Below are 17,893 nucleotides of genomic sequence, written 5' to 3' on the forward strand. Positions count from 1 at the left end.
AAGCTCAGCCGCCGACGTACTCCGCCAGGTGCTGACCCGTCAGAGTCGATCGACCAGCGACCAGGTCGGCCGGAACACCTTCGAAGACGACCCGGCCGCCGTCGTGGCCGGCACCAGGACCGAGATCGATGATCCAGTCGGCGTGCGCCATCACGGCCTGGTGGTGCTCGATGACGATGACCGACTTCCCGGAGTCCACCAGTCGATCCAGCAGTCCGAGCAGCTGCTCGACGTCGGCGAGGTGCAGGCCCGTGGTCGGCTCGTCGAGGACGTAGACCTCGCCCTTCTCCCCCATCTGTGCCGCCAACTTGAGCCGTTGCCGCTCACCGCCAGACAGCGTGGTCAGCGGCTGTCCCAGGGTGAGGTAGCCCAGCCCCACGTCGGCGAGCCGATCCAGGATCTTGTGCGCTGCCGGCGTCTTGGCCTCGCCGTCGGCGAACAAGTCCCGAGCCTCCTCGACCGGCATCTCGAGCACCTCGGCGATGTTGCGACCGCCGAAGGTGTAGTCGAGCACTGCGGCCTGGAATCGCCGCCCCTCGCACTCCTCGCAGGTCGACTCGACCGTGGCCATGATGCCCAGGTCGGTGAACACGACCCCCGCGCCGTTGCAGACAGGACAGGCACCCTCGGAGTTGGCGCTGAACAGCGCCGGCTTGACGCCGTTCGCCTTCGCGAAGGCCTTCCGGATCGGGTCGAGCAGACCGGTGTACGTCGCCGGGTTGCTGCGTCGCGACCCCTTGATCGCACCCTGGTCGACCACGACCACACCATCACGTCCCACGACCGAGCCCTGGATCAGCGAGCTCTTGCCGGAGCCCGCCACGCCGGTCAGCACCACCAGCACGCCCCGGGGGATGTCGACGTCGACACCACGCAGGTTGTGGGTGTCGGCGCCGCGGACCTCCAAGGCACCCGTGGACTCGCGAACCTCGGCCTTCAGCATGGCCCGATCGTCCAGGTGTCGACCGGTGATCGTGTCACTCCCCCGGAGCCCCTCGACGGTGCCCTCGAAGCAGATGCTGCCGCCGCCGGTGCCGGCGCCCGGACCGAGATCGACGACGTGGTCGGCGATGGCGATGGCCTCGGGCTTGTGCTCCACGACCAGGACCGTGTTGCCCTTGTCGCGGAGCTGCAGAAGCAGGGTGTTCATCCGTTGGATGTCGTGCGGGTGCAGCCCGATGGTGGGCTCGTCGAAGACGTAGGTGACGTCGGTCAGTGAGGAGCCCAGATGCCGGATCATCTTGGTGCGCTGCGCCTCGCCGCCCGACAGGGTCCCCGAGGGCCGATCCAACGAGAGATAGCCGAGCCCGACCTCCACGAAGGAGTCGAGCAGGTGCCGCAGTCCGGTGAGCAGCGGGCCGACGGACGGCTCGTCGAGCCCAGCGATCCACTCGGCGAGGTCGCTGATCTGCATCGTGCAGAGATCGGCGATGTTCTTGCCGCGGATCTTCGAGGACAGCGCCTCGGCGGTGAGCCGGGTGCCCTCGCAGTCTGGGCAGGTCGTGAAGGTCACCGCTCGCTCGACGAACGCACGCACGTGAGGCTGGAGGGCCTCGATGTCCTTGGAGAGCATCGACTTCTGAACCTTGGGGAGCACGCCCTCATAGGTGAGGTTGACGCCCTCCACCTTGATCTTGGTCGGCTCACCGTAGAGCAGCTGATGCAGCTGCTTCTTGGTGAACCTGCCGATCGGCTTGTCCATCGGCAGACCGGCACCGCTGAAGATCCGGCCGTACCAGCCGTCCATGCTGTAGCCCGGGACCTTGAGCGCACCCTCGCTGAGCGACTTCGTCTCGTCATAGATCGCAGTCAGATCGAAGTCGTTGACCTTGCCCATCCCCTCGCAGCGCGGGCACATGCCGCCCAAGCGGTTGAAGGTCACCTTCTCCGCCTTGGTCTTGCCGGGCCCGCGCTCCACGGTGATCGCTCCTCCGGCCCGGACCGTGGGCACGTTGAAGGAGTAGGCGTTGGGTGAGCCGATGTGCGGGTCACCCAACCGGCTGAAGAGGATCCGCAACATCGCGTTGGCGTCGGTCGCGGTGCCGACGGTGGAGCGCGGATTGGCCCCCATCCGCTCCTGGTCGACGATGATCGCGGTGGTGAGTCCGTCGAGCAGGTCGACCTCGGGGCGCGCCAGGGTCGGCATGAAGCCCTGCACGAAGGCGCTGTAGGTCTCGTTGATCAACCGTTGTGACTCGGCGGCGATCGTGTCGAAGACCAGCGAGCTCTTGCCGGACCCCGAGACCCCCGTGAACGCCGTCAATCTGCGCTTGGGGATCTCGACGCTGACGTCCTTGAGATTGTTGACGCGCGCCCCGGTGACCCGAATCAGGTCGTGGCTGTCCGCGGCATGGGCCTGGGTCATCGTCGTTCTTGTCCTCTCGGTGCGGGCCTCGGTCCAGCCCGGTCGACACATCGGCTCAGGTGAGTTGCCGGATGCGGACCATGTTGCCCGCCGGGTCGCGGAACGCGCAGTCCCGCACGCCGTACGGCTGGTCCACCGGCTCCTGCACGACCTCCGCATCGGCGGCCTGGACCTTCGCGAAGACGTCGTCGAGGTCGTGGGTCGCCAACATGATCCAGCCGTAGGTTCCCTTGGCCATCATCTCGGTGATGACCCGACGCTCGTCGTCGGTGACGCCCGGGTCGGCCAGGGGCGGCGCCAACAAGATGCAGGTCTCGGGCTGTCCGACGGGGCCGACGGTGATCCAGCGCATGGCGCCCTGGCCGACGTCGCTGCGGACCTCGAAGCCGAGGGTGTCCCGCCAGAAGGCGAGCGAGGCCTCGGGGTCGGTGTGCGGAAGGGGCGTGGTGTGAATGGTGATGTCCATAGGCTTCACGCTAGGTGGGAGAGGGCTGGCGGTGCTTCTCGATTCCTGACCGGTCTCGCGGCCGACTTCACCACGCAGGACGGCGGCTCACCACCGGCCCGCTCCTCCGCTGCGACCTGGTCACGGTAGGCGCGCGGCGACACACCCACCAGCTCGGTGAACCGGGTGCTGAACGTGCCGAGCGACGAGCAGCCCACGGCGAAACACACCTCGGTGACGCTGAGGTCTCCCCGACGCAACAGCGCCATCGCTCGCTCGATGCGGCGCGTCATCAGATAGCTGTACGGCGATTCCCCGAACGCGCTGCGGAACTCACGACTCAGGTGCCCGGCAGACATGTGTGCACCCCGGGCGAGCGCCTCCACGTCCAGCGGCTGGGCGTACTCCCGGTCGATCCGGTCGCGCACCCGTCGCAGCACGACGAGCTGGCGGAGCCGCTGCTCGTCTGCCGACCTGGTGCTCATCTTCGAGATCCTAGAGCGTGACCACCAGCCACCACCCGAACGCAACGGCAGCCAGACCCACCGCGAGGCTGCCTGCGGCGTTGGCGATGGCCGCCGACCACTCGCCGTCCTCGACCAGTCGGACCGTCTCGAAGCCGAAGGTGGAGAACGTCGTCATCGCGCCGCACAACCCCGTGCCCACCAGCACGTAGAGCCACTCCGGCGCCCCTTTCGAGGACACTGCCGCGGCAACTACCCCCAGCACGAACGACCCCGCGATGTTGATCGTGAAGGTTCCCCACGGGAAGACGCTGCGGTGCCGCGACTGCACGTGGAGGTCGATCAGATACCGCGCCGGTGCTCCGACCATGGCTCCGAGGACGACCAGGAGCGCGGTCATCGCCTCGCTCCCCCACGGATCGGAAGCAGGCGGCCAGCCGTCAATCCCAGCCACACCGCGGCCAAGCCGGCGACCAGGGTGCCGCCCAGATAGCCGACGATTGCCATCGCCATCCGGTCGGCCTGCAGCAGGTGCAAGGCGTCGAGCATGTACGTCGAGAAGGTGGTCCACCCGCCGATGATGCCCACCCCGACGAACGGCCGGAGCAGACGAGTGCGGGCGAGCACCTCAGCCGTCGATGCCATGAAGAAGCCGAGGGCGAACCCGCCCACGATGTTCACCACGAACGTCGCCCAGGCGTAGTCCCCCGGGGTGTGCGGGATCGCCTCGGCGAGCCCCCAGCGCCCGAGGCTGCCGAGTGCGCCACCTAGTGCGATCACCGCGACGATGTCGAGATCTTTCGCGATCCGTGCTGGCTGGCGATCAGCCATGGTCTCCTGCCATTCCGTAGCGGTGGCGGCGTGCTCGTTCTACCCTGGACCGCATGTTCGCACGCCACCGCGCGGTGCAGGCAGTGGTCTCGGCCGCGGCCCTGGTGGCCCTTCTCGGGGCGCCGGCACCCACTCACGCCACCACTGACCCTCCCCTCGCTCCCCCGGCGGCTGCTTCCGCCAAGGTCTCCCCGCCAGCCAAGGTCGCCCTGCGCGGCCCGCTCAAGAAGGTGTTGACCAAGGTCAACAAGGCGCGTGCCCGACACGGCCGCAAGCCGTTGAAGGTCTCGGCCTGCCTGACCAACGACGTCGCGCAGCCGTGGGCTCGCCACATGGCCCGCACCGGGCGGCTGGAGCACCGCAACCTGACCAAGATCTTCGAGCTCTGCCCCGGCTTCTCCACGGTGGGCGAGAACATCGCCTACGGCTACCCCACGGCCGCCGCGGTGATGAAGGCCTGGATGCACTCCGAGGGGCACCGCGCCAACATCTTGCGCAAGAGCTTCCACCGCATCGGCCTGGGCCTGGTCACCTCCAGCAACGGCACGAAGTACTGGGTTCAAGACTTCGGCGGCTGACCACCAACGCCGCCATTACGCCCTATCTCATATTTGAGATACCGTGGTCTGGTGACCGATGACTACAAGGACCGGATCGGGAACCTGATTCGCGACGCCCGGAAGCATCGTGGGCTCACCCAGCATCAGCTTGCCGAGCTGCTGGCCACCAGCCAGAGCGCGATCAACCGGATCGAGAAGGGGCACCAGAACCTCTCCCTGGAGATGCTGGCCCGGATCGGCGCGGCCCTGGACTCCGAGATCGTGGCGGTCGGCGCCGGCCCGGTGCACCTGCGGGTGACCGGCCCCACCCGGCTGTCGGGGAGCATCGAGGTCAAGACCTCCAAGAACGCCGGTGTCGCGCTGCTGTGCGCGTCACTGCTCAACCGGGGCCGCACGACGCTGCGCAAGGTGGCCCGGATCGAGGAGGTCAACCGCCTGCTGGAGGTGCTCGGCAGCCTCGGCGTGCAGACTCGCTGGCTCAACTCCGACAACGACCTGGAGATCATCCCCCCGCGTGAGCTGGACCTGGACCGGATCGACGTCGACGCGGCGCGGCGTACTCGCTCGGTCATCATGTTCCTCGGCCCGCTCATGCATCGAGCCGACATCTTCGAGCTGCCCTACGCCGGCGGCTGCAACCTCGGCACCCGCACCGTGGAGCCGCACATGGCCGCGCTGCGACCGTTCGGGCTCGAGGTCAAGGCCAGCGAGGGCTCCTACCACGCCCAGGTCAACCGCGCCGTCGAGCCTGGTCGGCCGATCGTCCTCACCGAGCGTGGTGACACGGTCACCGAGAACGCTCTGATGGCGGCAGCGCTGCACCCCGGCACCACGATCATCCGCAACGCCTCGTCGAACTACATGGTCCAGGACCTCTGCTTCTTCCTGCGTCGGCTCGGCGTGGGTGTCGAGGGCATCGGCACCACCACCCTCGAGGTCACCGGCGTGGCCGAGATCGACGTCGACGTGGACTATGCGCCCAGCGAGGACCCGATCGAGGCGATGTCCCTGCTTGCCGCGGCGATCGTGACCTCCTCGGAGATCACCATCCAGCGGGTGCCGATCGAGTTCTTGGAGATCGAGCTCGCGCTGCTCGAGGAGATGGGCTTCTGCTACACCCGCTCCACCGAGTACGTCGCCAACAACGGCCACACCCGCCTCGTGGACCTCACCACGAAGCCGTCCACTCTGCATGCGCCGCTGGACAAGATCCACCCGATGCCGTTCCCCGGTCTCAACATCGACAACCTGCCCTTCTTCGCGGTGATCGCCGCCGTCGCCGAGGGACAGACCCTCCTGCACGACTGGGTCTACGAGAACCGGGCCATCTACCTCGTCGAGCTCAACAAGCTCGGTGGCAACGTCAAGCTGCTCGACCCGCATCGGGTGATGATCGAGGGCCCGACGCATTGGTCCGGCGCCGAGATCGTCTGCCCACCCGCCCTCCGGCCCGCGGTGGTCATCTTGTTGGCGATGCTCGCCTCCAAGGGCACCTCGGTGCTCCGCTCGACCTACGTCATCCATCGCGGTTATGAGGACCTCGCGGAGCGCCTCAACCAACTCGGCGCCAACATCGAGCCGTTCCGCGACATCTGAGCCTCGTCCCGGCATACTCAGCACCGCGCCCGTGCAGGTAGGTGAGGGGCGGGCCGGTGAGGGGATGGGCAGATGAGCGCAGACGATCGCGGCAGTGCGGGCGACGGAGGCATCGCGGACCTGACGCCGGTCCTCGAGAGCATGGAGCGCCAGCAGAAGGCCTGGAACTGGTACGACTGGGCCAACTCGGCGTTCTACACCACCACCCTGTCCGTCTTGTTCGGGCCCTACCTGGCCACCGTCGCCGGCCGCGCCGCTGGTTGCTCTGACACGACCGACGTGTGCGACAAGACCGTGGCCGTCCTCGGCATCCCCATCGCGGCCGGTTCGATGTCGCTCTACCTGACCTCGGTCGCGACCGTCGTGAGCGCCTTGGTGCTGCCGATCGTCGGCGCCTTTGCCGACCGATCGCCTCGCAAGAAGGTTCATATGGCGACCTACGCGTGGCTGGGTGCAGCGTCAGCGTCGCTGATGTTCTTCATGCGCGGTGATCACTGGCAGATCGGCGTCATCTCGATGTTCTTCAGCAGCATCCTCGCCGGCTGCTCCCTGGTGAGCTACTACGCGATCCTCGTCGACATCTCCACCGAGGATCAGCGCGACGCCGTCTCGTCTCGAGGGTGGGCCTGGGGCTACCTCGGCGGCGGCCTGCTGCTGGTCATCAACCTGGTCATGGTCCAGATGCACGACACCTTCGGCATCGACAAGGAGATGGCAGTCCGGCTCTCGTTGCTGTCCGCCGCCGCGTGGTGGGCGGCCTTCACGATCATCCCCTTCGTGCGCCTCCGCAACTATGCCCCTCGCAACGTGGTCCCCGAGGAGGGCGGTCTGTTCCAACGCAGCTTCGGGCAGTTGATCACCACGTTGAAGCAACTGCCGCAGTTCCCGATGACGATGACCTTCCTGCTCGCCTACCTCTTCTACAACGACGGCATCCAGACCGTGATCTATGCCGCATCCATCTATGGCCAAAAGCAGCTCGGGTTCGACGAGTCGGTCCTCATCGCGGCCATCTTGATGATCCAGTTCGTGGCCTTCGGCGGCGCCCTCTTCTTCGGCCGCCTCGCAGCCCGGTACGGCTCCTATCGCTCGATCCTGTGGGGGACGTTCGTCTGGATGGGCATCGTCACCTGGGCCATGGTGCTCCCCCGCGAGAACCTCCCGCTGTTCCTCGCCACGGGTGTCGCGATCGGGGTGGTCCTCGGCGGCACCCAGGCGCTCTCCCGGTCCTTCTTCAGCCTGCTCATCCCGAAGGGCAAGGAGGGCGAGTTCTTCGCGCTCTACAACGCTGCCGAGCGCGGCACCAGCTGGTTCGGCACGCTCGTCTTCGCTCTGGTCTTCCAGTTGAGCGGGTCCTACCGCCCCGCGATCTTCGCGTTGATCATCTTCTTCGTGCTCGGCGCCTTCTTCCTGATCCGGCTCGACCCCCGCGAGGGCATCCGTGAGGCAGGCAACAGGGTCCCGCAGGTCGTCTGACCGTTTCGACGGAATCTTGGCCGGTTCGCTACCGTTGGTAAAGACAGGCGCGTAAACCGCGTCACGTTTTCTTTACCCGCCCGTCTCACCCATGACAGGTGGGGATCAGCAACGGGAGGTACTCATGGCGGAGCGCACGCTGCGTGGCGCGAGGCTAGGTGGCCAGAGTTTCGAGGACGAGCGCGGGATCGAGTTTGCGGCCCGGCAACAGGTGGACTACGCCTGCCCGAACGGCCACGAATTCGCGATCACGATGTCGGAGGAGGCCGAAGTGCCTCCGGTCTGGGAGTGCGCGCGCTGCGGCGCGGAAGCACTCAACACCTCGGGCGCTCGGCCCGAGCGGAAGGCGGAGAAGCCGGCCCGGACACACTGGGACATGCTTCTGGAGCGCCGGTCGGTCAAGGAGCTCGAGGACATCTTGGCCGAGCGGCTCGAGTTGCTGCGGGGCGGCGAGATCGGCCCCGCGCACCTGCACCGGGCCAACGCCAAGAAGCGCGTCAGCTAGTCGTCGACGACCTCGCCCCGGACGACGGGTCCCTGCGGCCCGGGTCCGGGGCGTCGCGCGTCATTGGCAACGCCGGTCACCCCGGCCATCAGCAGTCTCCGGGTCACGATCGCCGTGAGCGCGCGGCGAGCGATTGGCCGGGTGATCGGCAGGATCATCAGCGCGCCGAACAGGTCGGAGACGAACCCCGGCACAAGCATGAGGGTGCCGCCGACCAGGATCAGGGCACCGTCGGCCAGCTCCTTGGCGGGCATCGCACCCGTCGCCAGAGCGTCGCTCAGCGCTGCCCAGGCCCGTGACCCCTCGCGACGGATCAGCCATCCACCCAGGATGCTGTCGGCGATCAGCAACAGGATCGTCCACCACGGACCGATCAGCCTGCCCACGAGGATCAGCGCGCTGATCTCCACGAGCGGGACCACCACGAACGCCGTCACCAGCGCCCAGACGGCGTAGCGTCGACCGCGACTCATCGCCACCTCCCCTTCCAGCGTCCGACCAGGTCGGCCGCCTGCCGGCCTCGTTCCTGGATCCCCCACACGGTGATCCGGCGCAGAGACTCGGTGGCCACCTCCGGGGTCATCTTGGAGTCACCACGCTCGCGCTCGACGAACTCGATCGGGACCTCGACCACCCTGAGCCCGGCCATCACCACGCGATAGGCCAGGTCGGTCTGGAACACATATCCGGTGGACTCCACGCTGGCCAGGTCGATCGCCGTCAAGGCGCTGCGTCGGAAGAGCCTGAAGCCGGCAGTGGCGTCGCGCACCTTCAAACCGAGCAGGATCCGGACGTAGAGGTTGCCTCCTCGGGAGAGCAGTTCGCGTGACTTCGGCCAGTTCACCACCGAGCCACCGGGGACCCAGCGCGCACCGATGACGAGGTCTGCCTCACGCAGCGCGTCGAGCATCCGGCCGAGCTGCTCGGGCTGGTGGGAGCCGTCGGCGTCCATCTCGCCGATGACGTCGTAGCCCCGCTCCATGGCCACCTCGAAGCCATGCCGGTAGGCAGCCCCCAAGCCGCCCTTCTCCGAGCGATGCACGACGGACACCTGAGGGTCCTCCCCGGCGAGCTGATCGGCGATCACGCCCGTGCCATCCGGAGAGCTGTCGTCGACGACCAGCACGTCGACCTCCGGCCGGGCGACGCGCAGCCGTCCGACGATCCAGGCCAGGTTGTCGGCCTCGTTGTAGGTAGGCACGACCATCACGACCCGTCCGAGGTCGGCGCTCATCAGCATTCCCCTCGACGATACGTGACCAGCCCAACGGCGAGCGCGAGCAGCGTCAGCAGCTGCGCTGCCCGGCCGATCCACATGCCGTACCTGATCCCGGGGGTGATGGTCGCCCCGAGCGGGAGCTCCTGCTCCAGGACCGTCGTCGTGCGCGGGGTCGCGACGTCCAGCACCTGGCCGTCGGGCCCGATCAGACCGGTCAGGCCGTTGGTCGCGGCAACGGAGACCGCCCGATGCGACTCGATGGCGCGCAACCGTGTCATCGCGAACTGTTGGTCGATCTGGTGGGTGTAGATGAACATCGCGTTGCTCGTCTGCACGGTCATCATCTGCGCGCCGGCCAGCACCTGGTCGCGGATGCCGTCGTCATAGCCGATGTCGAAGCAGATCGAGTCCGCGACCTTGACCCCTGCGATGGTGAGCGGGTCGCGACGGTCGCCGCTGAGCATGTCTCGAGAGATCAGCCGCAGCTTGCCGAACGTCCCGAAGACGGTGCCGCGCCAGGGGATGTACTCCCCGAACGGGACGGGGTGTCGTTTGGTGTAGCGGTCGATGGCGCCCACGCCGGGCTCCCACACCAGTCCCTGGTTGAGCACGTCGGCCGGGTCGGGGGCGTCGACCATGGCGCCGACCAGAATCGGCACGCCGATCGCGTCCGAGGCGGCCACGATGTCGGCGTGCGTCTCGGCGTCGTTGAAGGGGTCCACGGCCGTCGAGTTCTCCGGCCAGACCACGAAGTCGGGGGCCTTGGTCTTGCCTGCGCGCACGTCCTCGGCGAGCTTGACGGTGGCGTCACGGTGGTTGCGGGTCACCTGGCGGTAGTCGAGCAGGATGTCGGTGCCGTCGCCCGGCACGTTCCCCTGGACGACGGCAACCCGGGCCTCGCCGTCCGCCGCAGCGGCGTAGGGCACCAGCGCAGGCAGGCAGGAGGCGGCAGCGACGACCGCCAACCACACGGTGGAGGACAAGACCCGACGCGGTCCGCGCAGGACACACCAGGCGAGGGTGGTGCCCAGCAAGGCGGCTAGCAGTGTCACGCCGTTGACACCGACGTAGGCGGTGGCCGGGGCGAGCGGGGTGTCGATCACCGCCCAGCCCAGTCGGCCCCAGGGCATTCCGCTGAACGGCCAGCTGGAGCGCCAGGCATCCATCGCCAGCCAGGCCAGCGCGACCCAGACCGGCCACCCCCTCAACCGGACCAGCACGGCGGTAGCGGACCCGAGCACGGCATAGAAGAGCGACTCGACTCCCGCCAGCGCAGCCCAGGCGTCCCAGCCGACCGCCCGCATCCACCACAGCAGCGCGAACTGGAAGCCGATGCCGAACGCCCACCCCGGGATCCACGCCGATCGCGGCGACAGACCTCGCACGCACCACACGAACCCGGCCACGGCGAGCGGGAGCAGAAGGAAGGCCAGACCTCCACCGAACGTCTGCGCGCCAACCACCCCGAAGACGAAGGCGGCCAGGGCGCGGCGGATCACGGCGCCCAAGGTACCTGGCGCGCCCTCAGGACGAGGGAGGCACGACCACGGTGCCGGTCGCGGTCGTTGCCACGAGTGGCTCGGCGAGCAGCTCGGCGGCGCCGGGTCGCTCCTCGGTGGCGCAGCCACGCGCGACGACGCGCACGGCGAACTCCATCACCCGGGACCGGGTGCCGACCTTGACCAGCTCGGCGACGGTCTCCAGCACGTCCCCGGCCCGGACCGGCTCGCGGAACTGCACGTCGGAGTAGGACGCGAACAAACCCTCGTCGCCGTCGGTGAGGATGCACATCTCGGTGGCCACATCGCCGAACAGGCCCAGCGAGTAGGCGCCGTCGACCAAGTTGCCGGCGTAGTGGGCGTGTGAGTAGGGCACGTAGCGGCGGTGCACGACGCGCATCCCGACCGTCGCCGTCACGACGCCACCCGATGCACGAGATAGCTGGCCACTTCGGCCGGGGTGGTGCCACGGGTGAACACCCGGTCCACCCCGAGCTCGGTGGCCATCGTCTCGTCGAAACGGGGACCGCCGACCACCAGCAGCGGCCGCTTGCCCTCCGGGTAGGACTCCCGGAAGGCCGCCGACATCTCCCGGGTGTTCAGCAGGTGGGCGTCTCGTTGGGTCACCACCTGGGAGACCAGCACGGCGTCGGCCTTCTCCTGCCGTGCCCGCTCGACCAGGGTGGGCACCGAGACCTGTGCGCCGAGGTTCACCACCTTCACCTCCCGGTAGTACTCCAGCCCCTTCTCACCCGCGAAGCCCTTGATGTTCAAGATGGCGTCGATCCCGACCGTGTGTGCGTCGGTGCCGATGCACGCGCCGACGACCACCAACCGGCGTCGCAGCGCGGCCTTGATCTGGGCATTGGCCTCCTTGGGTGTGAGCAGAGGATAGTCCCGCTCGACCACCTCGACCTTCGACAGCTCGACAAGGTGGTTGACCCGTCCGTAGACGACGAAGAAGCTGAACCCCTCCCCCATCGGCTTGCTGTGCACCACCAGCGCCGGGTCGATGCCCATCTTGTTGGCTAGTTGGAGGGCCGCGCCCTCTGCACGCTTCGAGTGCGGCACCGGCAGGGTGAAGGACAGCTGCACCATCCCGTCGCCCGTGGTGTCGCCATAGGGGCGTACGACGCCGCTCGAGGTCTCCTCGCTCATCGGTCCCCCTCCAAGATCTCGCTCGCGGGGTTGTAGTAGTGCTCGGCCTTGCGAGCCACACCATCCAGGCCACGCCCGCCGTGGGGCGGCCGCTTCATCAGTCCGAAGGTGCCGTCCGCGATGGCGGCCAGCAGCGGCGGGTCGCCGGCGTCGTCGGTGTCCTGGGCGATGTCGCCGAGCAGCTCGATGGTCTCGGCCAGCACCTCGCGAGCGCGACGCTCGATGAAGCCGTCCTTCGCGGGCTGGAAGTCCTCGTGCAGGTTGCCGGCTGCGTTCATCACGTAGCGGACGTTCTGGAGGGCCAGGTCTCGGTCGGACAGCCACGGCGTGACGACCGCCTCGGTCATCATCCCGACCAGGAGGATGCCCTGTCCGGTGAGCGCCCCGACCAGGTTGAAGAACCCGTCGAGCAGGTAGCCGCGGAAGACGTCGCCGGTCATGTGCCGGGTGGGCGGCATCCACTTCAGTGGAGCGTCGGGGAAGAGCTCGCGGGCCAACAGGGCGTGGGCGAGCTCGAGGCGGAAGGACTCCGGTCGGTCGGGGTTGATCTCGAACGCATGTCCCAGGCCTAGCTGCCAGTCCTCCAGGCCGGCTTCCTTGCCGAAGTACTCGTTGAGCAACTGGCTGGTGGTGACCGTGTGAGCGGCCTCGACCGCGTCGGCAGTGGTCAGGTAGTTGTCCTCGCCGGTGTTGATGATGATGCCGGCCCGGGCATGGACCTGACGGCTGAACCGCTGGTCCACGAAGGTGCGGATCGGGTTGATGTCGCGGAAGAGGATGCCGTACATCGAGTCGTTCAGCATCATGTCCAGCCGCTCGAGGCCAGCCAGCGCCGCGATCTCGGGCATGCACAGCCCGGAGGCGTAGTTGGTGAGCCGCACGTAGCGGCCCAGCTCCTTGCTCGTCTCGTCCAGAGCCGCCCGCATCAGGCGGAAGTTCTCTTGGGTCGCGTAGGTCCCGGCGAAGCCCTCCCGAGTCGCGCCCTCGGGCACGAAGTCGAGCAGCGACTGCCCGGTCGAGCGGATCACCGCGATGATGTCCGCCCCCGCCCGAGCGGCCGCCTGAGCCTGCGGGATGTCCTCGTAGATGTCGCCGGTGGCGACGATGAGGTAGATCCAGGGCTGACGGGGCGCGTCGCCGAGACGGTGGATCAGCCGCTGCCGCTCCCGGCGCCGGCTGTCGATGCGGCGGATGCCGGCGTGCACCGCCTTGCGCGACTCACTCCTGGCCCGCTTGCCCGCTTGTCCCTCCGGAATCTCGAAGCGGACCTCACCGGCAGCTGCGCGGGCAGCGAGTTGGTGAAGATCCGTCGCCTCGGTCCTGCGCAGGGCATCCCACACCGGCACCGCGACGCCACCCTCCAGACCGACATCGGCCCGGACCGCGTCGACGAGGCGGTTCACCCAGGGGGTGCCCTCGTCGTCGGCACCCGACAGACCCGCGAGGCGCAGGGTCGCCCGCTCCACGGAGACAGTGGTGTGCTGCTGCGCCAGCCGGACGATCGGCTTGCCGACCTTGCGGGCCAGCTGACGTGCCTGCTTGACGGTCTTCGGGTCGAGATCGAGCTTGCCGCGACTCTTCGCCATCAGTTGGCACCTCCTGCCGGGCCCTGATGGGAAGCCAGCCGACGCTCGAACAGGCTACGCACACCAGGAACCGAGCGGAGCAGATCCAAGGCGTACGCCGCGTGGCCCGGCGCATAGCCGTTCCCGACCAGCATGGTCACGTCGGCGGCAAGCCCCTCCGCGCCCAGAGCGGCGGCCGAGAAGGAGGTGGCCATCGAGAAGAAGATCACGGTGCCGCGCTCGGCGGTCGCCAAGATGGCGCCGCCCTCGCAGCCCGGCACGTCGACGCAGACCACGGTCACCTGGGCGGGTCCGCCGGCAGCGACGACGGCGTCTCGCAGCGCGATCGGGTCGCGCGCATCGGCCAGCACGACCTCGTCGGCGATGCCCGCCTCGCGCAAGAGAGCCGCCTCACGCTCGTGCGGCACGACTCCGATGGTGCGCGTCGCTCCCGCGGCCCGGGCGGCGGCCAGGCTCAGCGAACCCGACTTGCCGGCGCCGCCCACCACGGCGGCGGTCACCTCGCCGCCGCGGGCGGCGTACTCCCCGACCACCCGAGCGGTCAGCGCGGGCGCCCCGCAGACATCCATCACCGACAGGGAGAGATCCGGGTCGAGGTCTTCGGGGATGACCGCCGCGATCGATCGGCCGAAAAGCACGGCGTAGCCGTCGCAGGGCACCTGCTCGGCCAGGCCATCCCAATCGCGCAGGCCGTCCTCGATCACCAGCGGGGTCAACGAGAGCGACACCAGGGTGGCGACCCGATCTCCCACCTGTAAGCCCAGCGGCGACTCTTCGCCGACGGCCTCGACAGTGCCGACCAGCATCCCGCCGGACCCGGTGACCGGGTTCTGCATCTTGCCGCGCGTCGCCACGATGTCGAGGACCTCGGCGCGCACGGCGTCACCGTCGACGGTCCCGCCGGGCGCGGCGTGCTTGCCCTCGAGCTGGCGGTACGACGCCGCGTCGAGGTTCAGCTTCTCGACTCGGACGCGGACCTCGTCGGGCCACAGCTCGCGACGGGCATCGAGCCGGGCCGCCGCCTGAGGCAGCACGACTCGGTCGTCCAGGACTCGGTGCAGACCTGTGGGATCGCTCACACTTGCGGACATGGCCGATACGTTCTCCATCTAGGCGGCTCGATGCCGCAAATTCTACGGCGTTGTAATAGACTGGCCGGACGTTCTCCGCCTACTTTCCCACGTGCGGCCTATCTCACACAATCGAGCTGGAGCAGCCATGACCGTCATGTCGAACACCGACCGTCTACAGCCCTACGCCTACGCCCGGACCGAGCTCGTCGAGCCCGACTGGACCCGGTTCCCGGGTTGGCGGGAGGTCACCTCTGCCGACTGGGAGTCGGTGCAGTGGCAGCGCTCCCACTGCATCAAGAACGTCAAGCAGCTCCGCGAGCTGATGGGCGACCTCGTCGACGAGCGGTTCTACGCCGACCTGGAGCGCGACCAGGCGGAGCGGGCCACCATGTCGATGCTGGTCCCGCCGCAGATGATGAACACGATGGCCCCGGACGTCACGCCGGCCGGGCCGGGCTCGCTCACCGAGGCGTTCTACGCCGACCCGGTGCGCCGCTACATGATCCCCGTCTTCTCCGACCGGCGCACGGACTGGCCCTCGCACCCGCAGGCAACCCGCGACTCGCTGCACGAGCACGACATGTGGGTGGCCGAGGGGCTGACCCACCGCTACCCGACCAAGGTGCTGGCCGAGCTGCTGCCGACCTGCCCGCAGTACTGCGGCCACTGCACCCGGATGGACCTGGTCGGCAACTCCACCCCGACCATCGACAAGCTCAAGTTCGTCGGCAAGCCGGTCGACCGACTCGGCGCGATGCTGGACTACCTGCGCGAGACCCCCCAGGTCCGCGACGTCGTAGTCTCCGGCGGCGACGTGGCGAACATGCCCTGGCCGCGCCTCGAGGCGTTCCTCACCGATCTGCTGGAGATCGAGAACATCCGCGACATCCGGCTGGCGACCAAGGCCCTGATGGCGCTGCCGCAGCACTGGCTGCAAGCCGACGTGGTGGACGGCATGGGCCGAGTTGCCGACATCGCGCGAGAGCGCGGCGCATCGATCGCGATCCACACCCACGTCAACCACGCCAACTCGGTGACCCCGCTGGTGGCGAAGGCCACCCGCGCGATGCTCGACACCGGCATCCGCGACGTCCGCAACCAGGGCGTGCTGATGAACGGCGTCAACGCGGACGCGCACGACCTGCTCGACCTGTGCTTCGCGCTGCTCGACGGCGCGGGGATCATGCCCTACTACTTCTACATGTGCGACATGATCCCCTACTCCGAGCACTGGCGGGTCTCGGTGGGCGAGGCGCAGCGCCTGCAGCACCAGATGATGGGCTACCTGCCCGGCTTCGCCACCCCGCGCATCGTCTGCGACGTCCCGTTCGTGGGGAAGCGCTGGGTGCACCAGCTCGAGTCCTACGACACCGAGCGCGGGATCTCCTACTGGACCAAGAACTACCGCACCTCGATCGAGGCCGAGGACGAGGGTGCGCTCACCCGCAGCTACGAGTACTACGACCCGATCCACACCCTGCCCGAAGCCGGCCAGGCGTGGTGGTCCGAGCACGGCCGCATCGACGAGAGCGCCCTCAAGGCTGCCGAGGTCGCCGAGGCCTCCCGACGCACCGCCGCGCTCCAGGCACACTGAGCCCGCGGCTGGCTCGGGTCAGTCCAACGGCCGGTTCTCGAACGGTGTGGACAGCACGATCGTGGTCCGGGTCGACACGTTGGCGTTGGCGCGAATCCGAGCGAGCAGGTCCTCCAACGCGGCCGGAGTCGGCACTCGGACCTTGAGGATGTAGGACTCCTCGCCCGCCACCGACCAGCAGGACTCGATCTCGGTGATCCCGCGGAGGCGGTCCGGGTAGTCGTCGGGTTCGGAGGGGTCGATCGGCGTGATCGAGACGAACGCGGTCAGCGGCCGGCCGAGCTGCTCGTGGTTGATCCGGGCGGTATAGCCGTTGATCAGGCCGCGCTGCTCCAGGCGCTTGACCCGCTGGTGCACGGCGGACGTCGACAACCCGGTGGCCCGGCCCAGGTCGGTGAACGACATCCGGCCGTCGGCAGCAAGCAGGCTGACGATCTGCCGATCGGTCTCTTCCACGCCCACACCCTAGTGGAGTGCGAGGATGCCGGGATGGAGTCTCCGTCCCCCCGTCTGATGGTGCTCGACACCGCCTCGATGTACTTCCGGGCCTTCTACGGTGTCCCCGACAGCTTCCGTGCTCCCGACGGCACGCCGGTCAATGCCGTCCGCGGGCTCCTCGACTTCATCGCCCGGATGGTCTCTGACTATCGGCCGACCCACTTGATCTGTGCCTGGGACAACGACTGGCGTCCCGCCTGGCGGGTCGAGCTGATCCCGTCGTACAAGGCCCACCGCGTCGAATACGTCGTGCCCGGCGCCGCGCCCGACGTGGAAGAGGTGCCGGATCCGCTGGAGGTCCAGATCCCCGTCATCGTGGAGATGCTGACCGCGCTCGGCATCACCATCGTCGGCGCGGACGGCTACGAGGCCGACGACGTGATCGGCACCGTGGCCACCGGAGCCGGGATGCCGGTGGATGTGGTGACCGGCGATCGGGATCTCTTCCAGCTTGTCGACGACGATCTGGCCGTGCGCGTGCTCTACATCGCCCGGGGCGTCAGCCGCCACGAGCAGATCACCGACGCCGTGGTGCGCGAGAAGTACGGCGTGCACGCCCGCCAGTACGCCGATCTGGCGACCCTGCGTGGTGACAGCTCGGACGGGTTGCCCGGAGTTGCCGGGATCGGTGAGAAGACGGCCGCCTCCCTGCTCCGCAAGTTCGACGACCTGGCCGGGATCCGCGCCGCGGCAACCGACCCGGAGGCCGAGATGACGCCCGGACTGCGCGCCAAGATCGAGACGGCAGCCGCCTACCTCGACGTGGCACCACAGGTGGTCGCGGTCGCTCGTGACCTGGACCTCGGCGACTACGACGCACGGCTGCCACTCGCGCCACCCGATCCGGAGCTGGCTCGCGAGGTCACGGAGCGATGGGGGCTCGAGGGGCCCGTGGTGCGGTTGCTCACTGCCCTGACAGAACTTGCCTGACCCAGCGCGAACTACCCGACCAGAGCCCTTGCCGCGCCCTGCCGCAGCGCCCTAGCGTTCGCTCATCGAGACGTGGGGGACGGTGGCCTACTCC

General features: G+C 68.4%; 19 protein-coding genes. 6 read left to right on the top strand and 13 right to left on the bottom strand.

Annotated elements, in window-relative coordinates:
- Positions 1–4: 4 nt before the first annotated feature.
- The 5 genes from QM714_RS04120 to QM714_RS04140 are packed head-to-tail and all read right to left on the bottom strand — an operon-like array spanning position 5 to position 4,105.
- Entirely contained in the window at positions 5–2,365 is a 2,361-nt protein-coding gene (locus QM714_RS04120) for an ATP-binding cassette domain-containing protein (RefSeq protein ID WP_415097857.1), read from the bottom strand.
- A 55-nt stretch (positions 2,366–2,420) separates the two neighbouring features.
- Positions 2,421–2,831, bottom strand: coding sequence for a VOC family protein (locus QM714_RS04125; protein ID WP_415097859.1), 411 nt, complete (start codon positions 2,829–2,831; stop codon positions 2,421–2,423).
- Positions 2,832–2,836: 5 nt separating this feature from the next.
- Positions 2,837–3,295 (bottom strand): helix-turn-helix transcriptional regulator, encoded by a 459-nt coding sequence (locus tag QM714_RS04130; RefSeq protein WP_415097861.1) that lies wholly within the window; start codon positions 3,293–3,295, stop codon positions 2,837–2,839.
- Between the two features lie 10 nt (positions 3,296–3,305).
- Positions 3,306–3,674 (bottom strand): fluoride efflux transporter CrcB, encoded by a 369-nt coding sequence (gene crcB, locus QM714_RS04135; protein WP_415097863.1) that lies wholly within the window; start codon positions 3,672–3,674, stop codon positions 3,306–3,308.
- A complete protein-coding gene (locus QM714_RS04140; protein ID WP_415097865.1) occupies positions 3,671–4,105 on the bottom strand; it encodes a fluoride efflux transporter FluC in 435 nt (144 codons plus the stop codon). The genes crcB and QM714_RS04140 overlap by 4 nt, the downstream gene beginning before the upstream one ends.
- A gap of 53 nt (positions 4,106–4,158) precedes the next feature.
- Here QM714_RS04140 and QM714_RS04145 point away from each other — a divergent pair, with 53 nt between their 5' ends.
- The 4 genes from QM714_RS04145 to QM714_RS04160 all read left to right on the top strand — a co-directional run bounded on the left by QM714_RS04145 (position 4,159) and on the right by QM714_RS04160 (position 8,242).
- Positions 4,159–4,683, top strand: a complete 525-nt coding sequence (locus QM714_RS04145; protein ID WP_415097867.1) for a CAP domain-containing protein — start codon at positions 4,159–4,161, stop codon at positions 4,681–4,683.
- Between the two features lie 51 nt (positions 4,684–4,734).
- Positions 4,735–6,261 carry a helix-turn-helix domain-containing protein gene (locus tag QM714_RS04150; RefSeq protein ID WP_415097869.1) on the top strand — a complete coding sequence of 509 codons (1,527 nt, stop codon included), beginning with the start codon at positions 4,735–4,737 and terminating at the stop codon, positions 6,259–6,261.
- Between the two features lie 72 nt (positions 6,262–6,333).
- Complete coding sequence (locus QM714_RS04155) at positions 6,334–7,737, top strand: MFS transporter (RefSeq protein WP_415097871.1); 1,404 nt, start codon at positions 6,334–6,336, stop codon at positions 7,735–7,737.
- A gap of 124 nt (positions 7,738–7,861) precedes the next feature.
- Positions 7,862–8,242, top strand: coding sequence for an RNA polymerase-binding protein RbpA (locus QM714_RS04160; protein WP_415097873.1), 381 nt, complete (start codon positions 7,862–7,864; stop codon positions 8,240–8,242).
- Here the strand turns inward: QM714_RS04160 and QM714_RS04165 are convergent.
- The 7 genes from QM714_RS04165 to QM714_RS04195 are packed head-to-tail and all read right to left on the bottom strand — an operon-like array spanning position 8,239 to position 14,795.
- Complete coding sequence (locus QM714_RS04165) at positions 8,239–8,715, bottom strand: FxsA family protein (protein ID WP_415097875.1); 477 nt, start codon at positions 8,713–8,715, stop codon at positions 8,239–8,241. The two genes, QM714_RS04160 and QM714_RS04165, sit on opposite strands and share 4 nt — an antisense overlap.
- Positions 8,712–9,476 carry a polyprenol monophosphomannose synthase gene (locus QM714_RS04170; protein WP_415097877.1) on the bottom strand — a complete coding sequence of 255 codons (765 nt, stop codon included), beginning with the start codon at positions 9,474–9,476 and terminating at the stop codon, positions 8,712–8,714. The genes QM714_RS04165 and QM714_RS04170 overlap by 4 nt, the downstream gene beginning before the upstream one ends.
- A complete protein-coding gene (lnt, locus tag QM714_RS04175; RefSeq protein ID WP_415097879.1) occupies positions 9,476–10,960 on the bottom strand; it encodes an apolipoprotein N-acyltransferase in 1,485 nt (494 codons plus the stop codon). The genes QM714_RS04170 and lnt overlap by 1 nt, the downstream gene beginning before the upstream one ends.
- Before the next feature lie 25 nt (positions 10,961–10,985).
- Entirely contained in the window at positions 10,986–11,360 is a 375-nt protein-coding gene (locus tag QM714_RS04180) for a hotdog domain-containing protein (protein WP_415100965.1), read from the bottom strand.
- A 14-nt stretch (positions 11,361–11,374) separates the two neighbouring features.
- Positions 11,375–12,118, bottom strand: a complete 744-nt coding sequence (locus QM714_RS04185; RefSeq protein ID WP_415097881.1) for an OAM dimerization domain-containing protein — start codon at positions 12,116–12,118, stop codon at positions 11,375–11,377.
- Positions 12,115–13,704 (bottom strand): lysine 5,6-aminomutase subunit alpha, encoded by a 1,590-nt coding sequence (locus tag QM714_RS04190; RefSeq protein ID WP_415097883.1) that lies wholly within the window; start codon positions 13,702–13,704, stop codon positions 12,115–12,117. The genes QM714_RS04185 and QM714_RS04190 overlap by 4 nt, the downstream gene beginning before the upstream one ends.
- Positions 13,704–14,795 (bottom strand): L-erythro-3,5-diaminohexanoate dehydrogenase, encoded by a 1,092-nt coding sequence (locus tag QM714_RS04195; RefSeq protein ID WP_415097885.1) that lies wholly within the window; start codon positions 14,793–14,795, stop codon positions 13,704–13,706. The genes QM714_RS04190 and QM714_RS04195 overlap by 1 nt, the downstream gene beginning before the upstream one ends.
- A gap of 127 nt (positions 14,796–14,922) precedes the next feature.
- Here QM714_RS04195 and QM714_RS04200 point away from each other — a divergent pair, with 127 nt between their 5' ends.
- The gene (locus QM714_RS04200; RefSeq protein WP_415097887.1) at positions 14,923–16,371 is read left to right on the top strand and encodes a KamA family radical SAM protein; all 1,449 of its coding nucleotides are present in this window, start codon (positions 14,923–14,925) and stop codon (positions 16,369–16,371) included.
- A gap of 18 nt (positions 16,372–16,389) precedes the next feature.
- Here the strand turns inward: QM714_RS04200 and QM714_RS04205 are convergent, their stop codons facing one another.
- Positions 16,390–16,827: an Lrp/AsnC family transcriptional regulator gene (locus tag QM714_RS04205; RefSeq protein ID WP_415097889.1), complete on the bottom strand. Its 438-nt coding sequence runs from the start codon at positions 16,825–16,827 to the stop codon at positions 16,390–16,392.
- A 33-nt stretch (positions 16,828–16,860) separates the two neighbouring features.
- Here QM714_RS04205 and QM714_RS04210 point away from each other — a divergent pair, with 33 nt between their 5' ends.
- Entirely contained in the window at positions 16,861–17,799 is a 939-nt protein-coding gene (locus QM714_RS04210) for a 5'-3' exonuclease (RefSeq protein WP_415097891.1), read from the top strand.
- The last annotated feature ends 94 nt before the right edge of the window (positions 17,800–17,893 follow it).

The organism is Nocardioides sp., from assembly GCF_047602075.1.
Taxonomy (GTDB): domain Bacteria; phylum Actinomycetota; class Actinomycetes; order Propionibacteriales; family Nocardioidaceae; genus Nocardioides.